At 74.6% G+C, this 14,187-nt stretch carries 11 protein-coding genes; 4 read left to right on the forward strand and 7 right to left on the reverse strand.

The window, feature by feature from the left end; genetic code table 11:
* Positions 1–17: 17 nt before the first annotated feature.
* The 3 genes from OG782_RS16075 to OG782_RS16085 form a co-directional block, all read right to left on the reverse strand.
* On the reverse strand, positions 18–2,165 hold the full coding sequence (locus OG782_RS16075; RefSeq protein ID WP_406451497.1) for an FUSC family protein: 2,148 nt from the start codon (positions 2,163–2,165) through the stop codon (positions 18–20).
* Positions 2,166–2,460: 295 nt separating this feature from the next.
* Entirely contained in the window at positions 2,461–3,639 is a 1,179-nt protein-coding gene (locus tag OG782_RS16080; RefSeq protein WP_406451499.1) for a DUF2786 domain-containing protein, read from the reverse strand.
* Between the two features lie 148 nt (positions 3,640–3,787).
* Positions 3,788–4,699: an NADP-dependent oxidoreductase gene (locus OG782_RS16085; RefSeq protein WP_406451501.1), complete on the reverse strand. Its 912-nt coding sequence runs from the start codon at positions 4,697–4,699 to the stop codon at positions 3,788–3,790.
* 148 nt (positions 4,700–4,847) lie between these two features.
* Between OG782_RS16085 and OG782_RS16090 the strand changes: the two genes are divergently transcribed.
* Entirely contained in the window at positions 4,848–6,560 is a 1,713-nt protein-coding gene (locus OG782_RS16090) for a bifunctional 3'-5' exonuclease/DNA polymerase (RefSeq protein ID WP_406451503.1), read from the forward strand.
* Positions 6,561–6,653: 93 nt separating this feature from the next.
* Here OG782_RS16090 and OG782_RS16095 read toward each other — a convergent pair whose 3' ends face one another.
* Together OG782_RS16095 and OG782_RS16100 are read right to left on the reverse strand one after the other, a co-directional pair.
* Positions 6,654–7,490 (reverse strand): carbohydrate-binding protein, encoded by an 837-nt coding sequence (locus OG782_RS16095; protein WP_406451505.1) that lies wholly within the window; start codon positions 7,488–7,490, stop codon positions 6,654–6,656.
* A 267-nt stretch (positions 7,491–7,757) separates the two neighbouring features.
* Positions 7,758–7,913 (reverse strand): hypothetical protein, encoded by a 156-nt coding sequence (locus OG782_RS16100; RefSeq protein WP_406451507.1) that lies wholly within the window; start codon positions 7,911–7,913, stop codon positions 7,758–7,760.
* Between the two features lie 176 nt (positions 7,914–8,089).
* Between OG782_RS16100 and OG782_RS16105 the strand changes: the two genes are divergently transcribed.
* On the forward strand, positions 8,090–8,770 hold the full coding sequence (locus OG782_RS16105; protein WP_406451509.1) for a phosphotransferase: 681 nt from the start codon (positions 8,090–8,092) through the stop codon (positions 8,768–8,770).
* Positions 8,771–8,808: 38 nt separating this feature from the next.
* Here the strand turns inward: OG782_RS16105 and OG782_RS16110 are convergent, their stop codons facing one another.
* Positions 8,809–11,310 (reverse strand): FtsX-like permease family protein, encoded by a 2,502-nt coding sequence (locus tag OG782_RS16110; protein WP_406451511.1) that lies wholly within the window; start codon positions 11,308–11,310, stop codon positions 8,809–8,811.
* Positions 11,304–12,038, reverse strand: a complete 735-nt coding sequence (locus tag OG782_RS16115) for an ABC transporter ATP-binding protein (protein WP_406451513.1) — start codon at positions 12,036–12,038, stop codon at positions 11,304–11,306. Before OG782_RS16115 ends, OG782_RS16110 begins: the two co-directional genes overlap by 7 nt.
* 133 nt (positions 12,039–12,171) lie before the next feature.
* On the opposite strand from OG782_RS16115, the gene OG782_RS16120 reads away from it, so the two are divergent.
* The gene (locus tag OG782_RS16120) at positions 12,172–13,527 is read left to right on the forward strand and encodes a sensor histidine kinase (RefSeq protein WP_406451515.1); all 1,356 of its coding nucleotides are present in this window, start codon (positions 12,172–12,174) and stop codon (positions 13,525–13,527) included.
* Positions 13,527–14,171: a response regulator gene (locus OG782_RS16125; protein ID WP_406451517.1), complete on the forward strand. Its 645-nt coding sequence runs from the start codon at positions 13,527–13,529 to the stop codon at positions 14,169–14,171. The genes OG782_RS16120 and OG782_RS16125 overlap by 1 nt, the downstream gene beginning before the upstream one ends.
* The last annotated feature ends 16 nt before the right edge of the window (positions 14,172–14,187 follow it).

Here is a 14,187-nt window from a genome sequence, read left to right on the forward strand (position 1 = left end):
CGTACCCGGAACAGCTCCTAATCCGTGTCGGACGGCTTGGAGCGCGGGCCGTCGTCCAGGCCCCGGGAGAAGTCCTCCAGGGCCTCCAGGAGGAGGCCGGCCCCGTTGCGTACGACCGGGTCCGTTCCCGCCTCGCGCGTCCGCTCCTCCTCGGCCCACCGGTCCAGCGCCTCCCGTACCGGCGTCCAGTCCGGTTCGCGCCGCTCCCGCACCGCCTTGGCACCCTGCTCGGTGGCCCGGCGCAGCGCCTCGGCGAGCGGGGCGGCCTCCGGTACGGGGGTGGCCCCGCCCTCCGGAAGGTGCGCCTCCATCAGCATCGCGACCCGGCCGAGCTGCGCGAGCGCGTGCTGGGTGTCGTCGGCGGCGGCGTGCGAGAGACCGCGGTGGCGCACCGGCTCGTGCTCGGCGGTGGCGACCGCCTCCTGCCACGCGACGCGGGCCCGGCGGGTGGCGAGCAGCGCCTCGCGGACGTCGTCGTGGCCGCGGTCGGCCGGATCGGCGTACTGGTCGACGACCGCGGCGGCGTAGCGGCCGTCCTCCTTCAGCCAGTCGCCGAGCCTGCTGCGCAGCCGCGGGGTCTCCCAGGCCGGGTAGACGGCGTACGAGACCATCGCGAGCAGCCCGCCGAGCAGGGTGAGGACGACCCGTTCGAGCACGGTCTGGGACCAGTCGTCGCCGGCCATGCCGAGCAGGAAGACCACATAGGCGGCGACGCAGGCCTGGCTGACCGCGTAGCCGGTGCGCATCAGCAGATACATCAGCAGGGCGCAGACCACGGAGAGCACGGCGGACGGACCCGTGCCCGGGTGGGCGACCTGGACGATCACACCGGCGAGGAAGACCCCGACGACGGTGCCGCCGAAGCGGGCCACGGAGCGTTCGTACGTCTGGGAGAACTCCGGCCGCATCACCATCACGGCCGCCATCGGCACCCAGTAGCCGTGTCCGTACGGCAGCTCCAGGCCCAGGAGGTAGCCGAGCGCGGCGACGACGGAGATCCGGACGGCGTGGCGCAGGATCGGGGAACCGTGGTGCAGCTCGCGGCGCATCGACCCGAGCACGACGGGAACCAGCCGCAGCAGGGTGGGGCGCCTGTGGTGCTCCGCGGGCATCCGCCGGCCCCGGCCGGCCTTGATCGCGTCGACGGCTTCCTCGGCCCCGGCCCGCTCGTCCTTCGTGCCCTCGCCCTCGGCCGCCTCGATGACATCGGAGAGCAGGGCCGCCAGCCGGTCGGCGGCGCGCAGCGGCGGGCCGGTGAGCAGCGCGCCGGTGTCGGGGGTCTTCAGCACGGCGACGGCGGGGGCGGGGAGCCGCACCGGATCGCCTTGGCGGATCGCCCGCGCGGCCGCGTCGAGCAGCAATCCGGCGGCGCCGAGCAGCTCACGGACCCGGTCGCGCTCCGGGCCCTCTGACGGCACGCCCATCGCCGGGTCGGCGAGCGAGGCGAGCACCGGCCTGATCCGTTCGGCGACGCCGCGCGAGCCGTGCAGCTCGGCCGGGCGGCGCCGGGCCTGGCGCGGGGTGACGGCGGCGGCGTCGCGGGCCTCCATCAGCGGCACAGGGTCGAAGTGGGCGACCGGGTCGTGCCGCAGCCGGCGGGCGTAGTCGGCCTCGGCGGCCAGCGCGTCGGCGAGGGCGTCGCGCTGGACCCCCCATCTGCGGACCGGGAGGAGCACGATCAGCGCCGCCTGGACCACTCCGCCGAACGTGATCATCACGCCGTGCAGGGCGGCCTGCGCGACGGAGGTGGGCAGCGTGATCGTCACCAGCATGATCGCGACGTTGGACGCGGCGATGATGCCGCCCGTCGGGCCCGCCGCCCAGGCCATGCCGGCCACGAAGGTCCAGAGCACCAGCAGGGCCAGGAACAGCGGGAGGTGCGGTCCCGCCACATAGCCGAGGAACGTGGAGACGCCGAGGCTCACACCGGAGACCAGGGCGAGCACGGGCCGGGGGCGCCAGCTGCGCTGGAAGGTGGCGATCGCCGCCTGGAAGGCACCGAACGCCGAGCTGGCGGCGACCACCGGCCCGAAGAGCGCGAGGCTCACCCCGATCACCAGGGCCAGACCGGCCGCGCCGCGCAGGGCGATCAGCGGTTCGAGGCGCCGCCGCTCGATCGAGAGCCCCGAGCGGGCGGTCTCCTTCAGCGCCCGGAGCCAGCTCATGCCCAGAGCCTAACCGGATTTACCGATATGCCCGACTTGTCGGGCCGTGGGGTGCGCCCTCGGCGGGAGGGTGCCGGGGACCGGGAAGCGCCCGCGGAACCCGGGACCGCCCGGGGGACCAGGAGGCGCCCGGGGACCCGAAGCCGCGCAGGAACCAGGAGACCGCCCGGGGACCCGGAGGCGCCCGCGGAACCCGGGACCGCCCGGGACCCGGAAGCTCGCGCGAAACCCTGGACCGCCCGGGACCCCGAGGCGCCCGCGGAACCGGGACCGCCGCAGGCCTGGGCCGGGGATCTCAGCCGGGGATCTCCGGCGCGGCCCCGCCCATCCTGGCCCGGTCCGCGGCCTGCGTCCCGTGGGTCCAGCCGTCCAGGTCCGTCGCGCCCCGGACCCGGGTGGTCGTGGTCCGGGGGAACATCTTCTCGGCGGTGTCCGTGACCGCCATGTCCCGGGCCGCCAGCACCGGCAGCAGGCCGGGGTCCGCGGCGCCGGCCGGACCGGCGGCGGCCGCATCGGCTCCGGCCTCCGCGGTGGCCCGCGCGGTGCCGTCGGCCAGCCGGCTGCCCAGCCGCTGGGCGTACGCCATCAGGAAGGACTGCCGGAAGGTCTTGGTCCGCTTGCGCCCGCCGGCTCGCTGGCCCGCCTCGGCCCGGGTCATCGCCGCGGTGCCCTGCACCAGCAGCGAGGTGTGGAGCAGTTCCACGGCCTCCAGGTCCGCTTCGAATCCCACGACGGTCGTGAAGCCGAGGTCGCTGTTCCACACGGCACGGCAGCGGTTCGCGGAGGCGACGGCGTCCAGCAGGATCGCCTTCGCCGTCTCGTACGGGGCGTCCACGCCGATCCGGCAGGCGCCCGGCGTGCGGCTGCTGTGCGTACGGGCGGCGAGGAGGGCCTCGTCGATGCTGTGCCGGGCCATCAGCTCCTGCGCCTTGGTGGTGAGCGCCTCCGCCTCCTCGGGGAACCCGGTCGCCTCCGCCTTCGCCAGCAGCGCGCGGATCCGGGTCAGCATGCGGGGCTCGCCGTGCACCGGCGGCAGGTGCAGGGCGGCCGGCCCCGCGCCCGGCGGCGGGCCGACGGGTTCGATGGAGGGGAGCCGGAGCAGCACCCGGTAGAGCGCCAGAAGCGCCGAGGCGTACGAGAACCGGTCGGGCCGGCCCGGCGGCGGCGGCGCGGGGAGCTCGTCCAGCTGGGACTGCCAGCGGGGCGGCAGCCGCGCGTACCGGCGGACCTCCGAGCCGATGAGTCCGGCGGCCAGGGCGGCCCCGTGCTCGTCGAGTTCGCGGCGGACGATCCGTACGAGATCGGCGGGCTGCCAGCCCCGGTCCCAGGCCCGCCGGACGAATTCCTCGCCCCGGCGCAGCAGCTCCGCGTCGGCCGCCGGGTCGGCCGCCAGGAGGGAGGCGCCGGTGTCGAGGCCGGCATCGCCCTCCGAGTAGAGGGCTGCCGCGAACGCCTGGTCGATCACCGGTTCCATGAGGTCAGGGTAGGCGTGGCGGGGTGCGCCGAGTTCATCCACACCCTGTGGATATCGGACGCCCGGCCGGGACGCGCGACCGTCACCCGGCCGGGCCGGGGCGCGCGACCGTCATCCGGCCGGGCCGGGACGCGCGACCGTCATCCGGTCACGGCAGGAGGACGAGCTTGCCGCGTACGTGCCCCGCCTCGCTCAGTTCCTGCGCCCTGGCCGCCTCGGTGAGCGGAAGGGTCTCGGCGACGGGCACCCGCAGCCCGCCGTCGGCTGCGAGCCGGGCGTGCTCGGCCAGCTTCTCCCTGGACCGGGCGCCGCCGCCGGAGAAGGCCACGCCGTGCTTGGCCGCGTCGGGGTCGGCGATGGTGACGATCCGGTCGGTGGTGCCGCCGCGCAGCTCGATGGAGTCCGGCAGGGCGCCGCGCCCCGCCGCGTCGAAGACCGCGTCCACACCCTGTGGAGCGAGCTCGCGCACCCGGCCGACCAGCCCCTTCCCGTACGCCACCGGGGTCGCGCCGATCACCCGCAGATAGTCGTGGTTGCCGGGCGAGGCCGTGCCGATCACGGTCGCGCCGCGGGCCGCCGCCAGCTGGACCGCGGCCGATCCGACCGCTCCGGCCGCCCCGTGCAGCAGCAGGGTGTCCCCCTCGCCCACGGCGAGCTCGTCGAGAACGCGCTGGGCGGTGTTCGACGCGATGGTCAGGGCTGCCGCGTCGGGCCAGCTCAGGCCCTCGGGCTTCGGAGCGACGAGGGTCGCGTCGGCCAGGACGTACTCGGCGTAGGACCCGGTGGCGCTCCAGCCCAGCACCTCGTCGCCCACCGCGACATCGGTGACCCCCGCGCCGGTCACGTCGACCACCCCGGCGAACTCGACACCGGGGACGGCCGGGAGCGAGGTCGGGAAGACGTCCTCCATCCAGCCGCGCCGGATCTTGTAGTCCATCGGGTTGACCGCGGCGGCCCTGACCTTCACCCGGACCTGCCCGGGACCGGGATGCGGGTCCTCCACGCGGGCCGGGTGCAGCACCTCGGGTCCGCCGAACTCCTCGAAAACGATCGCTTCCATCGTGTCGTCTGCCTCCTCGGTGGAATGAGCCGGTTCCGATCCTTTCAGCCCGCGCCGCCACGCGCCCGGCGCCTCGCTGAACCGGAGCCGGGCCACCGGGACCCGCGGACCCCGGCCGATGTCAGTGCCGGGTGCCAGACTCGGCCACATGACCGAACGCTGGGCGCTGGCCGTCACGGAGAGCGGTGGCGCGCACCTCGCCCCGCTGGACCGCACCGGCCTGCCCACCGCCCCGGTCGTGACCGAACCGGACCTGGCCGAGGCGGTCCGGTCCCGGCCCGCCGTCACCCGCTGGGTGTGGCGTTCGACCGCCGAGATCTACCCACGGCTGCTCGCCGCCGGAATTCCGGTCGCACGCTGCTACGACATCGAGGTGGCCGAGTCCCTCCTGCTGGGGCACGAGGGACGGCACGGCGAGCCCCGTTCCGCCGCGGCCGCCCACGCCCGGCTGCTGGGCGGCCCGGTACCGCCCGACCCGCCGCCGCGTTCGGCGGTGCCCGGCTCCCAGTCCTCCCTGTTCGAACCGCAGTCGGGGACGGAGCTCGCGTTCGACGCGCTGCTCGCGGTGTACGCGGATCAGCTCGCCCGCCACGACACCACGGACCGGCCGGGCCCGATGCGTCTGCTGACGGCCGCCGAGTCCGCGGGCATGCTGGTCGCCGCCGAGATGGACCGCTCGGGCCTGCCCTGGCGGGCCGATGTCCACCGGGAGGTGCTGCACGAGCTCCTGGGCGAGCGGTACGCGGGCGGCGGCGAGCCCCGCAAGCTGGCCGAGCTCGCGGACGAGGTGTCCGCCGCCTTCGGCCGCCGGGTCCGCCCGGACCTGCCCGCCGATGTGGTGAAGGCCTTCGCGCAGGCCGGCATCAAGGTGCGCTCGACCCGCCGCTGGGAGCTGGAGGAGCTGGACCATCCGGCGGTGCGGCCGCTCATCCAGTACAAGAAGCTCTACCGGATCTGGACGGCACACGGCTGGGGCTGGCTCCAGGACTGGGTCCGCGACGGCCGGTTCCGCCCCGGGTACCAGCCGGGCGGCTCGGTCAGCGGCCGCTGGACGACCAACGGCGGCGGGGCGCTCCAGATCCCCAAGGTGATCCGGCGGGCCGTCGTCGCCGACGAGGGCTGGCGGCTGGTCGTCGCGGACGCCGACCAGATGGAGCCGAGGGTGCTCGCCGCGATCTCCCGCGATCCGGGCCTCATGGAGGTGGCCGGTCATGACGGCGACCTCTATACGGCGCTGTCCGACCGCGCCTTCCACGGCGACCGCGACCACGCCAAGATCGCTCTGCTCGGCGCGGTCTACGGCCAGACCTCGGGGGACGGTCTGAAGAATCTCGCCGCCCTGCGCCGGAGGTTCCCGCGCGCGGTGGCCTATGTCGACGATGCCGCGAAGGCGGGCGAGGAAGGCCGTCTCGTACGGACCTGGCTGGGCCGGACCAGCCCGCCCGCGGCCGGCAGCGGGGACGACGGGGAGGCCGGAATCCCGCAGGAGGGCGACGAGTCGCCGGCGGACGGCTCCGAGACCGGCGACGGCGGCGGCTTCACGCCCGGTTACGCCTCGTCAAACGCCCGTGCCCGCGGCCGCTTCACCCGTAACTTCGTGGTGCAGGGCAGCGCCGCCGACTGGGCGCTGCTGCTCCTGGCCGCGCTGCGCCAGTCGATCGCCGCGGCCGGGCTCCGGGCCGAACTGGTCTTCTTCCAGCACGACGAGGTGATCGTGCACTGCCCCCGGGAGGAGGCCGGGACCGTCGTGGAGGCGATCCGGGCGGCCGGTGAACTGGCCGGGCGGACCGCCTTCGGTGAGACGCCGGTGCGCTTCCCGTTCACCACGGCGGTGGTGGAGCGTTACTCGGACGCGAAGTGAGGGGCCCGCGACCGGGTCCGGGGGTGCGGCGCGTGCCCCGGGGAGAGAGCCCGGGGCACGCGCGCGGCGGTGGCGGCCCGCCGGTCTGCCCGTCTACCCGCGTTCCCACAACGCGGGGACGTTCGGCGGCTCCCAGCCGGTCAGGGCGGTGTGAGCCTGCAGACAGCGGTACCCGCCCCCGCCGTAGGTGACGCGGTCTCCCGCGTTGTAGAGCGTTCCGGCCGCCCAGCTGCCGCCCTGTTCGGTCGGGCCGGTCGGCTGATCGGTCGGGTCCGTCGGATCCTGCGCGAGGTCGAGGACGAAGTCGAAGGTCCCCTCCTTCGCGGAACCGGCGTCCCGGACGTTCATCAGGAGCGCCGGGTCGTAGAGGGAGTCGGTGCTGTTGCGCGGTTCGTTCGGGAAGTACAGCTGAGTGGTGAGGATCCCCGAGCCGGGCGCCTGGGCCTTCACATGGATGTGCCGGGTACGCCCGGGATACAGCCCCGCCACGACCGTGGTGAGGGTGAAGGCGCCGGACTGATCGGTGAACTGGTGGCCGCGGAAGGCGAATCCGCTCATGTCGTACGCGCCGTCGGCGTCGGCCTGCCAGAAGTCGAGCAGCACCCCGGGGACGGGCTTGCACGCCCGCCCGAAGACATAGCCGCTCACCGTCAGCCGGACCCCGGGGGTGCCCGCGGTCACCAGGCTGGTGCGGAGCGGGGAGTCGGGCTTGAAGTACGGGCCCTCGATCTGGTCGTGGGTCGGGCCGTCGCCGTCGTCGCAGTCCGGGGTCGGGGCGAGCGGCCGGCCGGTGGAGCCCGCGTCGCGCGCCAGGGCGACCCCGCCACCCGCGAACAGCGGCACGGCGGTGGCCACCAGGGCTGCTTTCAGGAGGGACTTGCGGCTGATCGGCCGGTCGGCGGAGAAACGGTCGGTCGGGTCGGGGGTCATGGCTCACTCCTCGGGTGGGGCGGAGGGCGCGTGCGGGCGGGTGCGGGGCCGGGTGCGTGTGCGTGTGCGTGTGCGTGTGCGGGGCCGGGTGCATGTGAGGGGCCGGGTGCGTGGGGTGCGGGTGCGGGGCCGGGGTGCGGGTGCGGGGCCGGGGTGCGGGGCCGGGTGCGTGGGGGCGGGGCCGAGGTCGGGGCTCGGCGCCCGGCGCCCGGCCCCCGTTCCCCGGACTCCGGGGGACGCTGAGGGGCTCGACCGGGTCCGTCGGCGCTACAGGGCCTGCGCCGTCCCCGCGGCGGGGGCCGGGAGGCGGGGCGAGGGGGCGGCGGACGCGGAGTCGGTCAGCCCGGCGAGCGCGAGCACACCGACGGCGACGGTGGCGGTGCACGCGGCGAGTGCGCGTCTGCGGAGCCTGGATCTCTCCACGGAACTCTCCTTGGCTTCGGGGGAACTGACGACAACGTAACCGCGTGCACGCCGGCTCCAGGAGATCCCGTCCGCCCCATCGCATCACGTTATGGGGCCTCTTCGACCGGCGGCGGCGCGCGGAGACACGCGCGAACGATCTCCCCGTGCGCTGATGTCACGAGTAGGTTCCACCCATGCGAATAGGCCAACTGCTGGGCAGCGGACGCGACGCCGACGTATACGAACTGGACGATTCATGGGTCCTGCGGCGCTATCGCGACGGGATGGACGCCACCCACGAACTGCCCGTCATGTCCTATCTGTCGGCCTCGGGCTATCCGGTCCCCCGGCTCGGCCCGCAGCCGCCGTCGGCCGGCCCCGGCGACCTGGTCCTCCAGCGCCTGACCGGTCCGACGATGCTGGAGTGCCTGGTCGCCGGCACGATCGACGAGGACGAGGGATCCGCGTTGCTGGCCGGCCTGCTCGCCGATCTGCACGCCATCCCGTCCAGGCTCTCGCAGGATCCCGAGGACCGGATCCTCCATCTCGACCTGCATCCGGACAATGTGATGCTGACGGCCGACGGCCCCGTGGTGATCGACTGGAGCAACACCGAGGAGGGCCCGCCGGCCCTGGACCGGGCCATGTCGGCCCTGATCCTGGCCCAGGTGGCGGTCGATCCGGACATCCCGGCGGCGGAGGGCGCCCGGGTACTGCTGGCCGCCCTGGCGCCGCGTCTCGCCGCGGACGACGGCATCCCCGCCCGCCATCTCGCCGACGCGGCCGCCCGCCGTGCCGTCAACCCGACGATGAGCCCGGCCGAGGTGGCGCGCATCGGCGAGGCGTCGGCCCTGGTCACCGCACTCTCCCGCTGAGGCGGGTCCCGCCCCTCACCGGCAGGGCGGCACCATGACTACGCCCGCGTGCCCGCGAGTTCGACCGGCCGGGTGCGCAGGGCCAGCATGGCGGGAAGCACGGCGAAGACCACGGCCAGTACGGAACTCACCGCCACCACGAGGCCGAGCGCTCCCCACGGGACCACGACCGCGGGACGGACGTCGAGGAGCCCGAGGGCGGTCCGTACGCCGAGCAGGTTCAGCGCGGCCACCGCCCCGCCGAGCACCGCGCCCACCGCGACCACGAGCAGCGCCTCCGCCCCGACCAGCCGCAGCACCTGCGCCTTCGTCGCCCCGGCGAGCCTGATCACCGCCAGGTCGCGCACCCGGTCGGAGGTGGCCATCACCTGTGTGTTGGCCAGGGCGATTCCCGTGTACACCAGGGCGATGAGCAGGATCATCAGCAGTCCGGTACGGGTGTTGCGCCCGGTCCGCCGCTGGTCCTCCGCCAGCAGGCCGGCCCTGGTCGCCACCTCGGCGCCCGTCGCCCGTCCGGCCGCGTACAGCTTCGCCGCGACGGCCGAACGGTCGGCGCCGTCACGGACCTTGACGTCGACCCGGTCGGTCCCGCCACCGGCGGCGTTGCGCGCGGTGAGATAGACGCCGTTGTTCCCGGTGCCGACGCCCATCACCGCCACCACCCGCAGGGTGACCTTTCGGCCGTCGGCCAGCCAGACACCGACGCGTTCGCCGATCGTCGTGGTCATCCACTCCTCGTTGACGACGATGGAGCCGTCGTCGAGGTCGGCGAACCGGCCCGCCACCACCGGCAGTCGGGACACGGCAGCGGCGTCGGCCGGGTCCACGGCCCGTGCCTCGGAACCGACCAGCGCCGTGCCCTCCTCGAGCACGGTCACGGAGGTGGACCGCGAGGCGCTGACCGTGGCCCCCGGGATGCGCCGGGCCCGCTCGACGAACTGCGGGGGGAGCGCGGCGCCCGTGCCGTCCGCCGTGACCACGAAGTCCGCGGCCGTCCGGCTGCGCGCCTCGGACGCCCTGGCCTCCTCGATGGTCGCCGTCGTGCCCATCAGCGACGCGGCCAGGGCGACGGTGACGATCACGGGAGCGGCGACGGCGGCCGTCCTGCGCAGCCCGGCGCAGGCGTTCTCGCGCGCCAGGACGCCCGTGGCACCGGGCAGTTGAGCGGGAAGCCAGGCGATGAGGCGCGTGACGGGCCGTACGAGTACGGGCGCGAAGAGGGCGAACCCGACGATCAAGAGCATCGGCTGGGTGATGTACGTCTTGCGCTTGAGGAGACTGCCGGGGTCCTGGACGAGGGCGAGGACCACGAGCACGGTCCCGGTCAGCAGTACGGCCGCGCCCAGCAGCACCCGGCTCAGCGGCATCGACCCGCTGTCGACCGCGGATTCGCGCAGCGCCTCGGCCGGCCGCACCTTTCCGGCCCGGTGCGAGGCGGCGACCGCTCCGGCCAGCGCCACGGCCAGTCCGGTCCAGAAGGCGGCGTGCAGCGGCCAGGCCTGCTCACCGATGGTGAACCAGCGGGGCGCGATGGACTCACCCACCATCCAGGAGGCCAGCCGGGGTGCGCCGGTGACGCCCAGCCGGCAGCCCGCCGCCGACGCCAGTACGCCGATGACGACCGCTTCGGCGTACACCATCAGCCGCACCTGGCCGGGGGTCGCACCCGCCGTGCGCAGCAGACCGAACTCGCGGCGGCGCTGGGCGACGGCGAAGGAGAAGGTCGAGGCGACCACGAAGACTGAGACGAAGGCGGTGATGCCCGCGGCGGTGCCCAGCAGGGCGTTCACGGAGACCAGGGCCTCGGCGTCGCGGTCCGGGTCGGGGTCGGCGCGGCGGCGCTCGTCGCCGGTGAGGACCGCCATGCGGTCCTCCTCGTCCACGACCGTGTGCACCGCCGCCGGGTCAGCGTGCACCACCACGGCGTCGACGGCGGGGGAGATCCTGGCGGCCTCGGCGGCGGTGAAGAACACGGCGGTCTCGAAGCCGGCCGTCTCGACGCCCGCGGGGCGCACCGTACCGACGACGGTCCTGGTCCCGGTCCCCGACGGGGTGGTGAGCGTGATCCGGTCCCCCGTACCCACGCCGGAGCCCGCACCCTCGGTCACGACCACCTCTCCGGCGGCTGCGGGGGCCCTGCCGGAGGTCAGCCGGTAGGGGGCCGCGGCGGCGACCGGCCACGGATGCCCGACGGCGGCCCCGCCGAGGTGCGTGTTCCCGGCGGAGACGGGGAACGTGCGGTCCTCGACCGTCCGGCCGAGCCGGGCCAGGGAGGCCACGAGGGCCGCCGGGACGGGCCGGGGCGCGGTCAGCTCCCGCGTCCGGACGCCGATCGGAGTCTTCACCCGCAGCAGGTCCGCGCCCCTGACCACGACCGGGGCGGCGGCGAACCGCTCGGGCCCCTGGCGGGGAGCGTCGAACGTGGCCGCGAGGGCCAGCCCGGTGGCGGCGACGATGCCCACGCCGAGGGCGAGCGCGAGGAAGGAGCCGACGAAGGTGACCCAGCGGGTCCGGATGCCCTGGAGTACGAGATTCAGCACGGGACCGCCGCCATCCGCGTCATGCGCGCGGCGACCTGCTCGGCGGAGGGGGACGACAGCTCGTCCCGGACCCGGCCGTCGGCCAGGAACAGCACCCGGTCCGCGCAGGCGGCGGCGACCGGGTCGTGCGTCACCATGATCACCGTCTGGCCGTCGTCGACCATGGTGCGCAGCAGCGTCAGCACCTCCCTTCCGGTGGTGGAGTCCAGTGCGCCGGTGGGTTCGTCGCCGAACAGCACATCGGGCCGGGTGACCAGGGCGCGGGCCAGGGCCACGCGCTGCTGCTGGCCGCCGGACAGCTCACTGGGCCGGTGGCCGGCGCGTTCCCGCAGCCCCACCCTCTCCAGTACGCCGAGGACCTCGGCCCTCTTCGGGCGCCGGCCCGCCAGCCGGAGCGGCAGGGCGACGTTCTGCTCGGCGGTGAGCGAGGGAAGCAGGTTGAACGCCTGGAAGACGAATCCGATACGGGTACGGCGCAGCAGGGTCAGCTTCCGCTCACTGAGCCGGGTCAGTTCGGTGTCACCGAGGAACACCTGGCCGCCGGTGGGCCGGTCGAGGCCGGCGGTGCACTGGAGCAAGGTCGACTTGCCGGAGCCGGACGGGCCCATGACGGCGGTGAACGTACCTCGCGGGATGTCCAGGCTGACCCCGTCCAGCGCGGTGACCGCGCCGGCGTTCCTGCCGTAGGACCGGGTGACCGAACGGAGCCGGACAGCTGCTTGATTCATGGACACCACTCAACCGGCGCCGCTCCCGCGGCACATCACAGCGAGAGGGAGTCCTCGGGGTGGAGGTAGCTCCACCCCCGGAGTCGACCTCGCCGGGTGGTCGGCCTCCCCGCGCCCGGCCTACCGTTCCCCCATGTCCTCCCCTGCCGCCGCCCCCTGCGGTGACCCCATGTCCTCCCCCGGCCCCGCGGCCTCCCCGGGCCTGTGGCAGGCGCTGCGGCAGCGCCGTTACGCCACCACCGCCTGGCCGTGGCGCGCCACGCTCTATCTGCTGACGAGCGTGCCCCTGGGCCTCGCGACACTCACCGCGCTCCTGCTCCTGGCGGTCGCGGGCAGCGCGCTCACCGTGATCCTGATCGGCATCCCGCTGCTGCTCACGCTCGTCCTCGCGGGCATCCCGCTGGCCGCGCTGGAGCGGCGCAGGCTGCGGCTGCTCGATCCCCGGCCGGTCGCCGCGGCGCACCGGGAGCCGGACGGCACCGGTCTGTCGTCCTGGCTGCGCACCCGCCTCCAGGAGCGCGCCACCTGGCGGGAGCTGGGTTATGCGCTGCTGTTCGCCCTGGTGCTGTGGCCGCTGGAGGCACTGGCCGTGGGGACGGCCCTGATCGTCTGCGGCGGCCTGACCGCCGCCCCCGTGATGCTGGCGGCGAACGGCGGCGAGGAGGCCCGGGTGCTGAAGATCTGGCTGATCGACTCCTATCCGCCCGCCTTCGCGGCGCTGCTCGCCGGGCTGGTGCTGCTGCCCCTGTTCGCGTATCCGCTGGGGGTCCTGGCGGCCGGCCGGGCCGCGCTGACCCGGGCGCTGCTCTCCGCGCCGGAGGCCGGACTGGACTCACGGCTGCGGGAGTTGGGGCGCTCCCGGATGCGCCTGGTGGACGCCTTCGAGGCGGAGCGCCGCCGGATCGAACGTGATCTGCACGACGGGGCGCAGCAACGGCTCGTCGCCCTCTCCATGACGCTCGGCCTGGCCAGGCTGGAGAGCCCGGCCGAGCCGCTGGCCGGACTGCTGGCCAAGGCGCACGAGGAGGCCGGGGTCGCACTGGTGGAGATCAGGGAACTCATCCGGGGCATCCACCCCCAGGTCCTCACGGACCGGGGCCTTCAGGCGGCGGTGGAGGATGTCGCGGACCGTTCGGTGGTCCCGGTGGAGGTGGAGTTCGACCTGCCGGAGCGGCTGCCCGAGGCGGTGGAGACGGCCGTCTACTTCGCGGTCTGCGAGGCGCTCGCCAATGTGGCCAAGCACAGCGGGGCGAACCGCGCCCGCGTGGCCGGCCGCGTGGAGAGGGGACGGACGGAGAAGGAGCGGCTGGTGGTGGAGGTGTCGGACGACGGCGTGGGCGGCGCCGGCACCGGCGGCGGTACGGGGCTTCAGGGCGTCGCCGACCGTATCTCGGTGCTCGACGGCCACCTGCTAGTGTCCAGTCCGCCCGGCGGGCCCACCGTGTTTCGGCTCCAGGTCCCCATGTCACCTGCGGATACAAGGACTTGATGGTGCGCATCGTACTGGCCGAGGACAGCGTGCTCCTGCGGGAGGGACTGGTCGGTCTGCTGGAGCGGTTCGGCCATCAGGTGGTGGCGGGTGCCGGTACGGCCGACGAGCTGATCGCGGCCGTGGCCGAGCACGGCCCGGACATCGTCGTGACCGATGTCCGCATGCCGCCCGGTTTCTCCGACGAGGGCCTGCGCGCCGCGCTCGAGCTGCGTACCCGCCGGCCGGCCCTGCCCGTTCTCGTACTCAGCCAGTACGTCCAGCGGACCTACGCCGAGGACCTGCTCGACTCCGCGGACGGCAGGGGCGTCGGCTATCTGCTCAAGGAACGGATCGGCAACGTCGAGGAGTTCGTCGACGCCCTGCACCGGGTCGCCGCCGGGGACACGGTGGTCGACCCCGAGGTGGTCCGCCAGCTGATCCGGCACCGCCGGGACCCGCTGTCGCGGCTGACCGCGCGCGAGCAGGAGGTACTGGCCCTGATGGCGGAGGGCAAGTCCAACGCGTCGATCGCCGCGGCGATGACGGTCAGTGAGGGCACGGTCAGCAAGCACTTCGGCAGCATCCTCGGCAAGCTCGACCTGTCCCTGGACGACACGAAGAACCGCCGGGTCCTGGCGGTGCTGGCGTATCTGCGGGGCTGACACCGCCCCTGCCGCC

Origin of the sequence: Streptomyces sp. NBC_00876, assembly GCF_045207435.1 — a bacterium.
GTDB lineage: Bacteria > Actinomycetota > Actinomycetes > Streptomycetales > Streptomycetaceae > Streptomyces.